At 31.7% G+C, this 16,683-nt stretch carries 13 protein-coding genes; 11 read left to right on the top strand and 2 right to left on the bottom strand.

Annotated elements, in window-relative coordinates; all coding sequences use genetic code 11:
- Window positions 1–939 (top strand): GEVED domain-containing protein (locus BMX42_RS03550; protein ID WP_177169109.1); only part of this gene is annotated, 939 nt, incomplete at its 5' end.
- A gap of 53 nt (window positions 940–992) precedes the next feature.
- Here the strand turns inward: BMX42_RS03550 and BMX42_RS03545 are convergent.
- Window positions 993–2,276: a UDP-N-acetylmuramoyl-tripeptide--D-alanyl-D-alanine ligase gene (locus BMX42_RS03545; protein ID WP_091308711.1), complete on the bottom strand. Its 1,284-nt coding sequence runs from the start codon at window positions 2,274–2,276 to the stop codon at window positions 993–995.
- 64 nt (window positions 2,277–2,340) lie between these two features.
- A complete protein-coding gene (gene gldJ, locus BMX42_RS03540) occupies window positions 2,341–4,071 on the bottom strand; it encodes a gliding motility lipoprotein GldJ (protein WP_091308708.1) in 1,731 nt (576 codons plus the stop codon).
- Window positions 4,072–4,262: 191 nt separating this feature from the next.
- Here gldJ and porU point away from each other — a divergent pair, with 191 nt between their 5' ends.
- From porU to BMX42_RS03490, 10 genes are all read left to right on the top strand, one after another.
- Complete coding sequence (gene porU, locus BMX42_RS03535) at window positions 4,263–8,150, top strand: type IX secretion system sortase PorU (RefSeq protein WP_091308704.1); 3,888 nt, start codon at window positions 4,263–4,265, stop codon at window positions 8,148–8,150.
- A gap of 95 nt (window positions 8,151–8,245) precedes the next feature.
- Window positions 8,246–9,442 (top strand): type IX secretion system outer membrane channel protein PorV, encoded by a 1,197-nt coding sequence (gene porV / locus BMX42_RS03530; RefSeq protein ID WP_091308700.1) that lies wholly within the window; start codon window positions 8,246–8,248, stop codon window positions 9,440–9,442.
- 91 nt (window positions 9,443–9,533) lie between these two features.
- Window positions 9,534–10,016 carry a cytidine deaminase gene (gene cdd, locus BMX42_RS03525; RefSeq protein ID WP_091308697.1) on the top strand — a complete coding sequence of 161 codons (483 nt, stop codon included), beginning with the start codon at window positions 9,534–9,536 and terminating at the stop codon, window positions 10,014–10,016.
- Between the two features lie 212 nt (window positions 10,017–10,228).
- Window positions 10,229–11,230, top strand: coding sequence for a pyruvate dehydrogenase (acetyl-transferring) E1 component subunit alpha (gene pdhA / locus BMX42_RS03520; RefSeq protein ID WP_091308694.1), 1,002 nt, complete (start codon window positions 10,229–10,231; stop codon window positions 11,228–11,230).
- Window positions 11,231–11,233: 3 nt separating this feature from the next.
- Window positions 11,234–12,850 carry a pyruvate dehydrogenase complex dihydrolipoamide acetyltransferase gene (locus tag BMX42_RS03515; RefSeq protein ID WP_091308690.1) on the top strand — a complete coding sequence of 539 codons (1,617 nt, stop codon included), beginning with the start codon at window positions 11,234–11,236 and terminating at the stop codon, window positions 12,848–12,850.
- An 82-nt stretch (window positions 12,851–12,932) separates the two neighbouring features.
- The gene (locus BMX42_RS03510) at window positions 12,933–13,913 is read left to right on the top strand and encodes a M28 family peptidase (protein ID WP_091308686.1); all 981 of its coding nucleotides are present in this window, start codon (window positions 12,933–12,935) and stop codon (window positions 13,911–13,913) included.
- The gene (locus BMX42_RS03505; protein ID WP_091308683.1) at window positions 13,903–14,586 is read left to right on the top strand and encodes an SDR family NAD(P)-dependent oxidoreductase; all 684 of its coding nucleotides are present in this window, start codon (window positions 13,903–13,905) and stop codon (window positions 14,584–14,586) included. The genes BMX42_RS03510 and BMX42_RS03505 overlap by 11 nt, the downstream gene beginning before the upstream one ends.
- Window positions 14,587–14,613: 27 nt before the next feature.
- Complete coding sequence (locus tag BMX42_RS03500; protein ID WP_091308679.1) at window positions 14,614–14,970, top strand: four helix bundle protein; 357 nt, start codon at window positions 14,614–14,616, stop codon at window positions 14,968–14,970.
- A gap of 19 nt (window positions 14,971–14,989) precedes the next feature.
- The gene (locus tag BMX42_RS03495) at window positions 14,990–15,589 is read left to right on the top strand and encodes a SprT-like domain-containing protein (RefSeq protein ID WP_091308676.1); all 600 of its coding nucleotides are present in this window, start codon (window positions 14,990–14,992) and stop codon (window positions 15,587–15,589) included.
- A 32-nt stretch (window positions 15,590–15,621) separates the two neighbouring features.
- Entirely contained in the window at window positions 15,622–16,680 is a 1,059-nt protein-coding gene (locus BMX42_RS03490; protein ID WP_091308672.1) for a mannose-1-phosphate guanylyltransferase, read from the top strand.
- Window positions 16,681–16,683: the final 3 nt, after the last annotated feature.

The raw sequence follows: 16,683 nt of genomic DNA, 5'->3' as shown, positions 1-16,683 counted from the left end.
GTAGGATACAAAGTGTATCAAAATGGAGTTTTAAAAGTAACAACTACAGCTACATCATTAGTAGTTTCTGGTTTATCAGCTTCAACAACTTATGGATTTTATGTAACTGCTTATGATGCGGCAGGAAATACTTCTGCTGCAAGTAATACAGTTAATGTAACTACTTTATCAGCGGCTGTTGTTTATTGTATTTCAAATGGAAATACAGCTAATGAATTTATTAATAGAGTTCAAATTGGTACTATTAATAATTTGTCTGGAAATAATAGTGGATATGGTAATTTTACTTCAATGTCAACTAGTGTTAATTTAGGTTCATTAGTATCTATTAGTATTTCTGCTGGTTGGGTTAATTCATCTTATGCTGAGGCTTTCAATGTTTGGATTGATTATAACAAAAATGGTAGCTTTGAATCAAATGAATTGGTTTATAGTAAATCAAAATCAAAAGCAGCAACTGTTAGTGGTAGTTTTACAATTCCAACTTCAGCATTAACAGGGACTACAAGAATGAGAGTGTCAATGAAATACAATGCTAATCCTTCAGCTTGTGAAGTGTTTACTAGAGGTGAAGTAGAAGATTATTCAATTAATATTGTTAATGGAGGTATAGTTAAAACAAGTGATGTAAGCACTGAATCTGAAACTGAAGAAGTAGATGTTGAGGTAAAAGAAACTGCTACTTTGAATACAAATAAAAATGAGGTTGAAGAATTATCATATAAATTATATCCTAATCCAGTTAAAGATGGAGTGATGTATTTTTCAGGATTAACGAATAATTCTAGCTATAAAATTTTCAACCAAATGGGACAAGAATTAGCTCAAGGAACAATTGAAAATGATATGATTAATGTTAGCTCACTTACAACAGGAATTTATTTTGTACAGGTTACAAATAATTCAGCAGTAGGAGTGAAGCGTTTCATTAAAGAATAATTAATTACTATGCGCAAAAAAAAAGCTTTTCAATTTGAAAAGCTTTTTTTGTATTATATAATTTCTAAAGTTCTTTCTAAACTCATTCCTCTTGATCCTTTAATAAGTAAGAAACTATTTTCTGTTTTTTTCGAAGAAAATACGGATTTAAAATTTTCAAATGTTTCGTGAAAATTCATATTTGAGTTGGAGTTTTTATGTGCGAAAAAATCCTTACCAATAAAATGAAAGATGATGTTTTCTTGATTGAAACAAAATTCAATTAGTTTTTTATGTTCGTATGAACTTTCAACTCCTAATTCGAACATATCTCCCAAAATTGCTACTTTGTTTTTTTCTTCTAACTGAAAGAAGTTGGTTAAAGCAGCATTCATGCTACTTGGGTTCGCATTGTAAGCATCTAAAATTATCTTATTTGAATTCTTCTCCAATAATTGCGAACGATTATTGTTTGGAATGTAATTTTCTAATCCGAATTTAATTTTCTCATTTGAAACTCCAAAATGCTTTCCAATTGTGATGGCGGCATTAATATTATTGGCATTGTACAAACCAATTAAGTGCGATTGAATTGTAGTGTTTTCAAATTCAATTTTTACCATTGGATTGGTTTCTATCTTTGTAATATTTACGAAGTTTTCAGGATTATTTAATCCGAAAGTGATTCGATTAATATTCGTTGTTTTTTCGTTTTGAATGGTGTCATCTGTATTTACAAAAGCCGTTTTGTTATTTGCAGATAAATATTGGTACAATTCGCTTTTGCCTTTTATCACGCCTTCAGTTCCGCCGAAACCTTCTAAATGCGCTTTTCCGAAGTTGGTAATGTAACCAAAATCGGGTTGGCAAATTTCGCAAAGCATTTCAATTTCTTTTTGATGATTGGCACCCATTTCTACAATACCAATTTCTGTAGTTGAATCAAAAGAAAGTAAAGTCAAAGGTACTCCAATGTGATTATTCAAATTTCCAATAGTAGCTTTTGTATTGAATTTTTGTGATAAAACAGCGTTGATTAATTCTTTAGTTGTAGTTTTTCCGTTACTTCCAGTTAAACCAATTATGGTAATATTTAATTGATTTCTGTGGTAACTTGCTAATTGTTGTAAAGCGGTTAAGGAATCTTCTACTAAAATGAATCTATCATCTGTTTTGTATTCTACTTCATCTATAATAGCATATTTAGCACCGTTTTCAATAGCACTTAAGGCAAATTTGTTTCCGTTAAAGTTATCGCCTTTAAGCGCTACAAATAAGTTATCTGTGTTTATTTTTCTATTGTCAGTTGCAATACCAGTGGTTTGCAAAAAGTAATTGTAAATTGTTGCTATTTCCATAGTGCTAAAATAAAAAAAAGCCCTTTAAAATTAAAGGGCTTTTTTAAAATATTTTGAAGAATTATTATCCTTTTACGTTTCCTCTTGGAGTTTTCTTGTTAGATTTTGGTCCAACTTTAGACATTGCACATCTAAATCCAATGTAGTCAGTTGCCATATCTTGTGGGAAATATCTTCTTGAAGCTGGATCTAACCAGTAAGCTCTATCTCTCCATGATCCACCTTTATAAACTCTTACGTTATCATCTACTAAAGTAGTTCTGTTGTCAGCCTTGTCAAATTGTTTAACTTGGTTTCCAGCACTATCTACAGAGATTTTATGTAATGGAGCTTTGTACATTCTTTTGTTTGGATCATTAGCTGATTCTTTTTCTTCTTCTGAAGTACCAAAGTCAAAGTATCTTGTTGATTGTCTATCACCATCTCTGTAATTTTTGTTATCAGAAGTAGAGAAGTTTTGTCTTAAATATGTTTCGTTATCATCAACTGGAACTTGAGCGATAGATCCTGGGAAGTTTCTAGCCATTACTTTTCCGTTACTTAAAGTGTCATATTTAATGTTGTCAACAGTAACCATTTCTACAGTTCCGTCTTCACCAATTTTATTTTTAGTATAAACGTTACCTCTAAAGTAGTTGAAGTCATTTCCTTCATCATCAATAATAGGTCTGTAAACGTCTTGTACCCATTCAGCTACATTTCCACCCATATCGTATAAACCGAAATCGTTTGGAGGGTAAGCTTTTACGTAGTTTGTAATATCAGCACCATCATCAGACCATCCTGCGATTCCACCGTAATCTCCTTTACCTTGTTTGAAGTTAGCCAATTGGTCTCCTCTGTATTGTCTTTTACCTGAACGAGTATATTGACCTTTCCAAGGATATTTCTTTTGACCTTTGTAAATGTTGTATTCTCTGTTTCCTACTAAAGCTAATGCAGCATATTCCCACTCTGCTTCAGTTGGTAATCTGTATTCTGGTAAAATTAAACCAGAACTTCTTTGAGCATAAACGTTTTTAGCTTCTGAAGTTGAACCATCAGCAGCAGTAGCTCCTTTAGCTGGTCTTCTTCCGCTTTTTTGTCCCATTGGTTTTTTTAATACAATTTCTTCATTACCAGCAAAAGTTTTTGATGGTGAGTTAATGTAAGATTCTGTATCGAAATTAGATTCAGCTGTTACGTCTGCACTAATTTTGTTTCCTTTTTTAAGGTAACCTTCTTTTTCAAGAATATTTTCGTTTACACGGTTAGTTCTCCACTCACAGAATTCAGTTGCCTGAATCCAGTTAACTCCAACTACTGGGTAGTTAGCGTAAGCAGGGTGTCTTAAGTAATTGTTAGTCATCGTTTCGTTATAACCTAAACGATTTCTCCATACTAAAGTATCCGGAATAGTTCCGTTGTAAATGTGTTTGTAATTATCTTCTGTTGGAGGATAAACAGATTTTACCCAGAATAAATATTCTGCATACATCATATTAGTAACCTCAGTTTCGTCCATAAAGAAAGATTGAACGTGTTGCTTAGTTGGACTATTGTTCCAATCGTGCATTACGTCGTCTTCAACTTTTCCCATTGTAAACGCACCACCTTCAATAGAAGTCATTCCTGGAGGAGTTTCTTGCTTTTTGAATTTCGTGTTATATTGGAAACCACCTTTTTTATCGTTGATTTGCCATCCAGTTGCGCTAGAACCACCTTTAGTGCTTCCTTTCTTGCTACAGCTGGTAAAACCTATTGTTACAGACAACGCTAATAACAATTTTAAAGTCATAATTTTAGTAACTTTCATACTTTTGTAGGTAATAATTTAAGTGCCGCAAGATAGTAATAAACCATTAATATGCAACAAAAAAATAAAAAAAAAATTAAACATTATCTAACTCGATTAATTATTAACGGATTATGCTGTTAAATATTGTATAAATTTGTTTAAAAATTTAATATTAACAATATTTTAGTTTATTTTGCGTTACTATGATAATGAAAAAGAATTTTTTAATACTGTTGTTAGCTTCATTTTTGAGTTTCGCTCAAAACTCGAAGAATTTTTCGCTTGCTTGGACAAATAATTCCTCATTTGTTATTGGCGATTTAAAATATAACTTACCAAAATTTTCAGATGAAAATTTTGAGTTTAATGAATCCAATAAAACCATTAAATATACTAATATTTTCCGTGTTGAGGGCTTGGTTTCTGAAGATGGGGCTAAGCTTAGTAATATTACTTACGAAAATATTGATGCTTCTCTTTTGGGAGTTTTAAATGCTTCTGGAATTTCTTCTAAATTAGATTTTAAATCATTCTCTTCTTTGTCTAGAGATGATGCTTATTTGTCTTTTAATTTTAATCCAATAATTAAGGATGGAGTAGGTTATAAAAGAGTAAAATCGTTTACAATTGAATATACAATATCTAATTCAAATAAATCAAATAATAGAGTTAATGCAATTCAGAATTCTGTTTTGGCAAATGGTAATTGGCGTAGATTTTATGTTGAAAAATCAGGTGTTTATAAAATTACTAAAAGTTTTCTGCAAAGTATTGGTGTAAATGTAGGTGTTGACCCGAGAAATATTAAGATTTATGGAAACGGAGGTAGAATGTTGCCTCTCTTAAATAGTATTCCATATCCTAATGATTTAGAGGAAAATGCTATTCAGTTTTTAGGTGAAGAAGATGGTGTTTTTAATGATAATGATTATATTTTGTTTTATGCTGAAGGTGTAGATACTTGGAACAATGAAAGTTTAACTCACGTTAATCTGTTTGCAGATAAATCATATTATTATGTAAGTACAACTGGTTCTTCGGGAAAAAGAATTCAAGCTTATAATGAACCATCTGCGTCTCCAACTTTATTGTTGTCTAATTATGACGGTTATAAATATCATGAAGTTGATTTAGTTAACGCTGGAAAAATTGGAAGAAGATGGTTTGGTGAAAACTTTAATGTAGAAGTAAGTCAGAATTTTGATTTTACTTTACCAAATTATGTTGCGGGTTCTGCTGTCAGTTTTTCCGCAGATTTTGCAGCTATTTCTTTTGTTGCTACTTCTTTTATAGTAAAAGCTAATAACGTAAATATTGGAACAGTTCCAATTAGAGCCGCAGGAGGTTCGGCTTTAGGTGTTGAAAATGTTCTGAATACCACTTTTACTCCTGCAAACAATTCGGTATCAATAAATTTAGAATATAATAATAATGGAGTACCTTCTTCTAAAGGATATTTAGATTATATTATTTTAAAGTATAACGCTGAATTGAAAGGTTATGGGAAACAGTTTTTGTTTTCTAATAAAGAAGTGAAAACAAATATTGGTGTAGGGCAATTTACTATTTCTAATGCTTTAAGTGTTAAATCTGTTTGGGAAGTTACAGATATTTATAATGTTACGAAATTAGACAATTCACAAAGTACAATTTCTTTTAAATTGCCATTAGGTCAAGACAGGAAATTTGTTGTAGTTGATTATTCAGATCTGTATTCTCCATTAAATGATGCGGATACCAATGTTGCTAATCAAAATTTAAAAGGAACAATTTTTAATAATAATTTAGGAGTAGCAAAAGATATTGATTATTTAATTATAACGCCAACATCTCTAAAAGCTCAAGCAGAACGTTTAGCTAATTTTCATAGAAATAATTCAGGTATGATTGTTAAAGTTGTGACTTTGGCAAGTATTTATAATGAATTTGGTGGAGGTAAACAAGACGTGGCGGCTATCAGGAATTTTGTAAAATATGTTTTTTATAATAATCCTTCTTACCCAAATAATAAGGTGAAATATTTAAATTTATTTGGGGATACTTCTTATGATTGTAAAGACAGAATTAAAAACAATACCAATATTGTACCAACATTCCATGGTTTTAATGTAAATAGTTCTTTGAATCCTCATGTTGTATTTCATAACGACACAAATTTTTCATTATTTTCTTCATTTATGTCTGATGATTTTTTTACTCTAATGGAGGATAATGAAGGTGATATGCAAAATGGAGATGGTGGAATGGATTTGGCCGTAGGAAGAATGTTGGTTTCTTCAAATGAACAAGCATCGGAAATGGTGAATAAAGTTTACGAATATCATGATGAAAAATCATATAAAAGATGGCGTAATAATTTAGTGTATTATGCGGATGATCCTGATTCTGCAGTTGATAAAGCTGGTGATTGGCTATTACAAAGAGATTTAAATATTTTGGCAGACCAAACAACTGCTGCACATCCATTTTTTAATTCTAACAAAATTTTTGCTGATGCATATGTTCAACAAGTTAGTGCAGGTGGTGAAAGATATCCACAAGCTAAAAAAGCGTTTATTGATGCAATTAATTTAGGTGCGTTAGTCTTAAATTATTACGGACATGGTAATGAAGAAAGTTTAGCAGTTGAACGTCTTTTTGAAAAAGCAGATGCTCAGGCGCTTACGAATAGATATAAATATCCTTTATTTATTACAATTACTTGTGAGTTTACACGTTTTGATGATCCAAATCGCCCAACGGGTGGTGAATATATGTATTGGAATAAGGCAGGAGGAGCCATTTCTCTTTTGGCAACAACCAGACAAATTGGTCAAGGTTTAGGAAGGATAATGAATGAAGATATTTATGATGATCTGTTTGATATCGAAAATAATTCTTACATAGCAATTGCTGAAGTTTTACGAAGATCTAAAAATCTTGTTAGTGGTTCAAATAGAAGAGTAGTGTTTTATATTGGTGATCCAGCTTTGAAATTAGCCATACCGAAACCAAGTATAGTACTTACAAAAGTAAATGGGCAAGACATAAATACAACAACTCTTTCTCTGCAAGCTTTATCTTTAGCCACTTTAACGGGAGAAGTTTTAGATGAAAATAATGCACTTATTGCTAATTATAATGGGGATTTAGCGGTTCAAGTTTATGATAAAAATTTAAACAGACAAACTTTAGATAATGATAATGTAGAGGTTATTCTTGGTACTGACTACCCAAAACTGAATTTTGTTACTTTAGGTGAAGTTATTTATAGAGGAAATGCGTCGGTAGTAAACGGTAAATTCGAATTTAGTTTTATTGTACCACAAGATATTCAAATACCTGTTGGAAATGCTAGAGTAAGTTTTTATGCTAAAAGAAATAATCCAATTTTAGAAGACCAAAGAGGTTATAATACTCAAATTAAAGTTGGTGGAGTAAATATTGCAGCACCATCAGATACAACACCTCCAAAATTGAGATTATATATGAATGATACCAATTTTGTAAGTGGCGGAATAACAAATGAATCGCCAATATTTTTAGCTTTTCTAGAAGATGAAAATGGGATCAATACGGCAAGTGGAATTGGTCATGATATAGTGGCTATTTTAGATGGTGATGAAAATAAACCATTTATTTTAAATGATTATTACGAAACAGAAACGGATAATTATAAAAAAGGAAAAGTTACTTATCAATTTAGAGATTTAGCTCCAGGTTTACATACTATTTTATTTAAAGCTTGGGATGTTTATAATAATTTGATAACAGGAGAAATTCAATTTATTGTTATTGGTGATGGCGATTTAGAATTAGAACATGTACTAAATTATCCAAATCCATTTGTGAGTTATACAGAATTTTGGTTCAATCATAACAGACCTTATGAACCTTTAGATGTGCAAGTTCAAATTTTAACCATTACAGGTAAGTTAGTAAAAACAATTAATCAAACAATTGTGAATGAGGGCTTTAATTCGAGAGATATTAAATGGGATGGAAAAGATGATTTTGGTGACCGTATTGGTAAAGGTGTTTATGTTTATAAATTAACTGTAAAATCGACTATGACTGGTAAGAAAACAGAAAAAATAGAAAAACTTGTTATCCTATAAAAAAAATGTATATTTGTCGACTCACATTAAAAAGTCAATCTTATTGAAACAAAATTACATCTGAAATAAATAGAAGTATTAACCAAAACAAACAGATGAAGAATCTAATTAAATTTTTACCAATTATTTTAATTGCTCAGTTTTCAAATGCGCAAGATAGAGTAATTACTACTGGAGTGCCATTTTTATTAATTGCTGCTGACGCACGTTCTGCTGGTATGGCAGACATGGGTGTAGCTTCTTCAGCTGATGCATATTCTCAACAATACAATCCTTCAAAATACGCTTTTTCAAGACAAAAACAAGGATTTTCAGTGAGTTATACTCCATATTTAACGAGTATTGCTAACGATATTTCTTTAGGACAAGTTACTTATTTTAATAAAATTAACGACAGAAGTGCTTTTGCAGCAAGTTTGCGTTATTTTGGTTTAGGTGACATTGAGTTAAGAAGCTCATTTGATGATCCAGGAAGAACGGTTAGTCCAAATGAATTGGCTTTAGATGGTTCTTACTCATTAAAATTGAGTCCAGAATTTGCTATGGGTGTTGCTGGACGTTACATTCGTTCAAACCTTAAAATTCCAGATGCGAATACAGATTCTAAACCAGCTTCTACATTTGCAGTTGATATCTCAGGTTTATACCAATCTGAAGAAGAAGCTTATGATAGTTTTAACGGAAGATGGAGAGCAGGTTTCAATTTTCAAAACTTAGGACCAAAAATTTCTTATGATAATGACCAATTAAATGAAAATTTCCTTCCAGCTAATTTAAGATTAGGAGGTAGTTTCGATTTTATTTTTGATGATTATAACAAAGTAAGTCTTATTGGTGAGGTTACAAAATTATTAGTGCCAACACCACAAATTGCCGATGCTCCTATTGATAGTAATGAAGATGGTGATTTTACAGATCCACAAGATGTTACTCAAGAGGAACAAAATGCTATCAATAACGAAAATTATAGAAAAATAAGTTGGACTAGCGGAATTTTTCAATCATTCGGTGATGCGCCTGATGGTTTTTCAGAAGAATTAAAAGAGTTTACTTGGGCTTTAGGTGCAGAATACTGGTACCAAGATTCATTTGCGCTTAGAACAGGTTATTTTAATGAAAGTGTAGAAAAGGGAGCTAGAAAGTATTTTACTTTAGGTGCTGGATTTAAATATAACGTTGTAAAAATAGATGTATCATATTTGTTCTCTGCTTCAAAAGTAAGAAACCCATTAGAAAACACACTGCGTTTTTCTTTAACGTTTAATTTCGGAGACGAATACGAAGATAATTAATAGATATAAAAATAAACTTAAATCCAAATTCAATTTTTTTTGAATTTGGATTTTTTTTCCTAAAAAAATAAAATAATTATAGAGTTAACTTATGAAGGAAATTCAAATAGAAACTAAATTGTCAGTTTTCGAATCTTTTGACGAATTATCACAATCGGAAAAAGAATATATGAATCAGGCTATTGAAATTAGAAAGAATGCCTATGCGCCTTATTCTAAATTTCTAGTTGGAGCAGCAATTGTTTTAGATAATGGTATAGTGTTGCAAGGTTCAAATCAAGAAAATGCAGCCTATCCATCTGGTTTATGTGCGGAAAGAGTAACTATTTTTTATGCTGGAGCCAATTATCCGAATAATAAAATTGTAAAACTGTTTATTTCTGCAACACCTTCAGATAGAGATTCAGAAAACCCAATTCCTCCTTGTGGTTCATGTCGTCAAGCAATTGCCGAGTATGAAATTAAACAAGATTTACCAATCGAAATTTATTTTATGGGAGCAAAAGGAGCAGTATTTAAATCTGATTCTTTGAAAAATTTATTACCTTTCATGTTCGATAAAAGCAATCTGTAACAAATTCGTTATCAAAAATTACATTAAATTGATTAAATTCTAAATTTAAGCATCAATTAATTTTTAGAATAAAATACGTTGTAGTATTTTTGTGGTTCGAAAAAAAAATAAAAAATATTATATGAAATCGCTTTTAATAAAATTTTTGTTTTAATAAGCATAATTGTAAAAGCGATAACATATGACCATTAAAAAAAAATAGACATAAACATATGAAACCAATTACAAAAGAAGTATATCTAAAATGGTATGAAGAAATGCAGTTTTGGAGAAAGTTTGAAGACAAATTAGCTGCGTTATATATACAACAAAAAGTAAGAGGATTTCTTCATTTATATAATGGACAAGAAGCTGTTTTAGCAGGTGCATTACATGCTATGGAGTTAGGCGGAAAAGATAAAATGATTACGGCTTACAGAAATCACGTGCAACCAATTGGTATGGGTGTAGATCCAAAAGCAGTAATGGCAGAATTATTAGGTAAGGTTACTGGTACTTCAAAAGGTATGGGTGGATCTATGCATATTTTTGCTAAAGAACATGGTTTTTATGGAGGTCATGGTATCGTTGGAGCGCAAATTCCTGTAGGTGCTGGTATGGCTTTCGCCGATAAATATTTTGAAACTGGTGGAGTAACACTAACTTATTTTGGTGATGGTGCTGCACGTCAAGGTTCATTACACGAAGCTTTCAATATGGCTATGTTATGGAAATTGCCAGTCGTATTTATTTGTGAAAACAATGGATATGCAATGGGAACTTCTGTTGAAAGAACAGCTAACCATACAGATATTTGGAAATTAGGTTTAGGGTACGAAATGCCTTGTGGACCAGTTGACGGAATGAATCCTGTGAAAGTGGCTGAAGCAATGCACGAAGCAATGGAAAGAGCTCGTAGAGGTGACGGACCAACTTTCTTAGAAATGAAAACATACAGATATAGAGGTCACTCAATGTCAGATGCACAACACTACAGAACGAAAGACGAGGTTGAAGAATACAAAAAAATCGACCCAATTACTCAAGTTTTAGATATCATTAAAGAAAACAAGTATGCTACTGAAGCAGAAATTGAAGCTATGGATCAAAGAGTGAATGATTTAGTTGCAGAATGTGAAAAATTCGCAGAAGAATCTCCATTTCCAGAAGCACAACAATTATATGATGTGGTTTACGAACAAGAAAATTATCCATTTATTCCTCACAGACTATAAATTATGGCAACAGTAATTACAATGCCCCGTTTAAGTGATACCATGACTGAAGGAGTTGTGGCAACTTGGTTGAAAAAAGTGGGTGATACAATAAAAACAGGTGAAATTTTAGCTGAAATCGAAACAGATAAAGCTACTATGGAATTTGAATCGTTCTATGATGGTGTTTTATTACACATCGGAATTCAAGAAGGAGAATCAGCACCAGTTGATTCATTATTAGCCATTGTTGGTAAACAAGGTGAAGATATTTCTGCGTTATTAGCTGGTGGTGCTCCAAAAGCGGAAGCTGCTCCAGTTACAGAAGTGAAAGCTGAAACTCCAGTTGCCGCTACAGCCAAAGCTGAAATTCCTGCGGGAGTAAAAGTGGTAACAATGCCTCGTTTGTCAGATACAATGACAACAGGAACGGTTGCGACTTGGTTGAAAAAAGTAGGTGATACCGTTAAAGAAGGTGATATTTTAGCGGAAATCGAAACAGATAAAGCTACAATGGAATTCGAATCTTTCAATGCCGGTACATTATTATATGTAGGTGTAGAAGAAGGTGGAACGGCTCCAGTTGATACGATTTTAGCAATTTTAGGACCAGCAGGTACTGATGTTTCGGCTATTGCTGCAAATTATACTGTTGGTGGAACTGCAGAAGCCCCAAAAGCGGAAGAAGTAAAATCATCAACGCAAACTGAAGCAACTTCAAGCACCCAGCTTCCAGCTTCTAACTCAAATGATAGAATTTTCGCATCACCTTTAGCTAAAAAAATTGCTTCAGACAAAGGAATCAACTTATCTCAAGTAAAAGGTTCTGGTGAAAACGGAAGAATTACAAAATCAGATGTAGAAAACTTTACTCCAGCTACAGCTAGTACTCCGGTTCAAGCAGTTGCAGAAACTACAAATGCTGTTGCTGAAGCTAAACCATTTGTTCCTGCAGGAGAGAAGTTTACCGAAGAAATTAAAAATTCGCAAATGCGAAAAATTATAGCGAAACGTTTAGCAGAATCATTATTTACAGCACCACATTACAATTTAGTAATTGAGGTTTCTATGGATGAAGCTATGAAATCTAGAGCTATAATCAATACTGTTCCAGATACCAAAGTTTCATTTAATGATATGGTTATTAAAGCCTCGGCAATGGCGCTAAAAAAACATCCAAAAATTAATTCACAATGGAGAGAAGATTCAATTCTTATCAATCATCATGTGAGTATTGGAGTAGCTGTTGCTGTTGAAGACGGATTAGTAGTACCAGTTTTACCTTTTACAGATCAAATGAGTTTATCTCAAATTGGTGGAAATGTTAGAGATTTAGCTGGTAGAGCAAAATCTAAAAAATTATTACCAACAGAAATGGAAGGTAGTACTTTTACTATTTCTAATCTTGGTATGTTTGGAATTACAGAATTTAATTCAATCATAAATCAACCAAACTCGGCAATTTTATCTGTTGGAGCTATCGTTGAAAAACCAGTAGTTAAAGACGGACAAATTGTGGTAGGAAATACTATGATGTTATCTTTAGCTTGCGACCACAGAACAATTGATGGCGCAACTGGAGCACAATTTTTACAAACATTAAAACAATTTATTGAAAATCCAGTTACGATGTTAGCGTAATTTTTTCATAAAATACATAAATAAAAATCCCGTCTTGTAAATACTTGACGGGATTTTTTTATTTTTACTAAAATTTAAAAATATGAACAAAATATTTATTGTTGCTTTCGGATTAGTGATGTTGTCTTGCGGACCATCTAAAATGTTATCAACTCCTGAAGTAAAAGAAAACAAATCAACAGAAGTAATCGCTTTTGCAAAAGAAGCAGATGTTTCAAAAACCTTAAAATTTCTTACTTCAGATGAGTTAGAAGGAAGAGATTCTGGAAGTAAAGGAATCGAAAAAGCTTCAATCTATTTAGAGAATTTGTTGAAAGAAAATGGTATCAAACCTTATTTCAAAACATATCGCGATACACTTTCAAATTTTGATAAAACATCATATAATATCGTGGGTTACATTGAAGGAACTGACCCAAAATTAAAAAACGAGTTTGTAATTATTGGTGCGCATTACGATCATATAGGTAAAATTTCTGCCGTAAATGGTGATAATATTGCCAATGGTGCTAATGATAACGCAGCAGGAACAACTTCGGTTTCAGAAGTTGCAAAATACTTCGCACACTCAAAATCTAATAAAAGAAGTTTATTGTTAGTGTTTTTTTCTGCAGAAGAAAAAGGCTTGCTAGGTTCTAAACATTTAGCAGCTAAATTGAAACAACAAAACATGAATTTATATTTTATGTTTAATTATGAAATGGTTGGTGTGCCAATGCAAAACAGAGATATGTTGATGTATATTACTGGTTTCGGGAAAAGTAATATGGCTGCGAAAATGAACGAATATTCAGGTGATAAATTAGTAGGATATCTTCCAGTTGAAACAAAATACATGTTGTTTAGAGCTTCAGATAATTTTCCGTTTTATGACGAATTTAATGTGCCAGCTCAAACGGTTTCGACATTCGATTTCGAAAACTTCCAGTTTTATCACCAACCAGATGATGAATTCGAATTAATGAATACAGCTCATATTACAACAATCGTAAATAAAACGATTCCAGTTTTAGAGAAAATGATGAATGCACCAACGAAAGAAATTAAACTAAATGTTAAGTAAAAATATAATTATCACAGGAACTTCACGTGGAATTGGATACGAAATGGCACTGCAGTTTGCAAATACTGGTCATAATGTCTTAGCTATTTCTCGTAGAACACCACAAAAGTTAATAGATCACGAAAATATTACGTGTTTGCCAATTGATATTTCAGACGAAAATCAGTTGCAACAAGTGAACGAATTTGTTTCGAAAACTTGGAAAAAAGTTGATGTTTTAATTCATAATGCGGGAAGTTTATTACATAAAAATTTCACTGAAATTACCACACAAGAATTTCAAAATATCTATAAAGTAAATGTTTTTGCTGTGGCCGAATTGACCAAAATCTGTATTCCATTTATGGAAAAAGGAAGTCATGTAGTGACAATAAGTTCAATGGGTGGAATTCAAGGAAGTATGAAGTTTGCTGGACTTTCAGCTTATAGTTCAAGTAAAGGAGCCGTAATTACATTATCGGAATTGCTTGCGGAAGAATACAAAGAAAACGGAATTGCTTTTAATGTTTTAGCACTTGGAGCCGTAAACACAGAGATGTTGCAAGAAGCTTTTCCGGGTTACGAAGCGCCAATTTCTGCAAAAGAAATGGCTGATTATATTTATAATTTCGCTTTAACAGGGAATAAATATTATAACGGAAAAGTGTTGCAAGTTAGCTCTTCAACGCCTTAATTAGTTATAAGTTAAGAATTAAAAGTTATGAGTGGAAGTATTATTAAAACTAAAAGTTTTGAGTTAGCTATTTTGGGAGTTAATTTTTATAAAAATTTAGTAAATGAGAAAAAAGAATTTGTAATGAGTAAGCAATTACTTCGTTCAATTACCTCAGTTGGGGCAAATGTTAGAGAAGCAATTAATGCTCAAAGTAAAGCAGACTTTATTCATAAACTTTCAATTTCTCAAAAAGAATGTGATGAGTCAATGTATTGGCTAGAGCTTTTGAAAGAAACAAATTATATTTCAAATGAAGATTTTGATTCTATTTATCCAAGTTGTAACGAAGTCTTAAAGATTTTAAGAAGTATTATTATAACCACAAAGAAGAATAACTCATAATTTATAACTCATAATTTAGTTGAACGTATTACAAAAATATCTGCCAGAGCATGCCGTTGAACCAGTTTTCGAATTGATTAAACAAAATCACGTTCACTTGAAAATTGTAAATGAGCGAAATACGCGTCATGGCGATTATCGTAGACATCCTGATGGTTTTCATCAAATTACAGTAAATGCCAATTTGAATAAATACCGATTTCTAATGACGTTGATTCATGAAATTGCACATTTGGTGGCGTTTGAAAAATACGGTAGAAATATTTTGCCTCACGGAACAGAATGGAAAATTACGTTTCAACATTTAATGATTCCATTTATTCGACCAGAGATTTTTCCGCATCAAATTTTACCTTTAATGGCAAGACATTTTAGAAATCCGAAAGCGAGTTCTGATACGGATGCAACTTTGTCTTTAGCATTAAAACAATTTGATGAAAGAAATACAGAGAATAATTATATCTTTGAAATTCCATACGGGAGTACGTTCCGAATTAAAAATGGAAAAGTATTTAAAAAGATTGCATTACGTGTCAAACGATATGAATGCTTAGAGGTAAGTTCAGGAAGAATGTTCCTATTTCAACCGAATGCAGAAGTAGAAGTGATTTCAAATTAAAGCAAATTCAATAGCTTTAAAACTAAAAATATATGAATAAGAATTATTATGCCATCTTGATGGCGGGTGGAGTTGGTTCGAGATTTTGGCCAGTAAGTACGGCTGAATATCCGAAGCAATTTCATGATATGTTAGGAACAGGAGAAACGCTAATTCAGAAAACTTTTAGTCGTTTATCGCAAATTATTCCAAAAGAAAATATTTTAATTCTAACAAATGAGAGTTATAACGATATCGTTTTAGAACAACTTCCTTCTGTTAAACCAGAGCAAGTTATTTTAGAACCAGCGATGAGAAATACTGCACCCTGTATTTTATACGCCTCTCTAAAAATTAAAAAACAAAACCCAGATGCCTTAATTTTAGTGGCGCCAAGTGATCATTGGATTGAAGACGAAATGCAATTTGCAGCCAACCTAAAACAGTCTTTTAACTATTGTGAAACACAAGATACCTTAATGACTTTAGGCATTTTGCCAACTTTTCCAAACACAGGTTATGGTTATATTGAGTACGATAAATTAGATTCTAGATTGATTAAAAAAGTTGTTCAATTTAGAGAAAAACCGGATTATAAAACGGCTCAAAAATTCATTCAAAGTCGAAATTTCTTATGGAATGCTGGAATTTTTATTTGGAGTGCAACTTCAATTTTAAAAGCATTTGAAAGTTTTCAACCTGAAATGTACGCTCACTTTTTAAATGGATTTGACGCTTACAATACACCTGATGAAAAAGCATTTATTGCTGAAAATTATCCTTTAGCAGAAAATATTTCAATTGACTATGCTATTTTAGAAAAAGCACAAAATGTTTTTGTTTTGTCTGCTACTTTTGATTGGAATGATTTAGGAACTTGGGGTTCATTATACGATAAATTAGACAAAGATGAAGCTAATAATGCCATTGTTAATGCTACTGTGTATTTAGAAAATGCAACTCACAACATTATCAGAACAGAAGGTAAAAAACTTGTAGTTATTGATGGTTTAAGAGATTACATTATCGTAGATAAAGAAAATGTACTTTTTATTTATCCGAAATCTAAAGAACAAGATATTAAGAAAATTGTAGGTAAGTTAAGTCTATAAAAA

This window comes from Flavobacterium terrigena (genome assembly GCF_900108955.1).
GTDB classification, from domain to species: domain Bacteria; phylum Bacteroidota; class Bacteroidia; order Flavobacteriales; family Flavobacteriaceae; genus Flavobacterium; species Flavobacterium terrigena.
Note: the sequence above shows the minus strand (reverse complement) of the source record. Positions and strands in the feature narration are given on the sequence as shown.

Excerpts from the sequence above, each read along its gene's own strand:
- BMX42_RS03545 (WP_091308711.1), bottom strand. The coding sequence starts at position 2,276 with ATGGAAATAGCAACAATTTACAATTACTTTTTGCAAACCACTGGTATT.
- BMX42_RS03500 (WP_091308679.1), top strand. The coding sequence starts at position 14,614 with ATGAGTGGAAGTATTATTAAAACTAAAAGTTTTGAGTTAGCTATTTTG.
- BMX42_RS03490 (WP_091308672.1), top strand. The coding sequence starts at position 15,622 with ATGAATAAGAATTATTATGCCATCTTGATGGCGGGTGGAGTTGGTTCG.
- BMX42_RS03505 (WP_091308683.1), top strand. The coding sequence starts at position 13,903 with ATGTTAAGTAAAAATATAATTATCACAGGAACTTCACGTGGAATTGGA.
- porU (WP_091308704.1), top strand. The coding sequence starts at position 4,263 with ATGAAAAAGAATTTTTTAATACTGTTGTTAGCTTCATTTTTGAGTTTC.
- BMX42_RS03510 (WP_091308686.1), top strand. The coding sequence starts at position 12,933 with ATGAACAAAATATTTATTGTTGCTTTCGGATTAGTGATGTTGTCTTGC.
- BMX42_RS03515 (WP_091308690.1), top strand. The coding sequence starts at position 11,234 with ATGGCAACAGTAATTACAATGCCCCGTTTAAGTGATACCATGACTGAA.
- gldJ (WP_091308708.1), bottom strand. The coding sequence starts at position 4,071 with ATGAAAGTTACTAAAATTATGACTTTAAAATTGTTATTAGCGTTGTCT.
- pdhA (WP_091308694.1), top strand. The coding sequence starts at position 10,229 with ATGAAACCAATTACAAAAGAAGTATATCTAAAATGGTATGAAGAAATG.
- cdd (WP_091308697.1), top strand. The coding sequence starts at position 9,534 with ATGAAGGAAATTCAAATAGAAACTAAATTGTCAGTTTTCGAATCTTTT.
- porV (WP_091308700.1), top strand. The coding sequence starts at position 8,246 with ATGAAGAATCTAATTAAATTTTTACCAATTATTTTAATTGCTCAGTTT.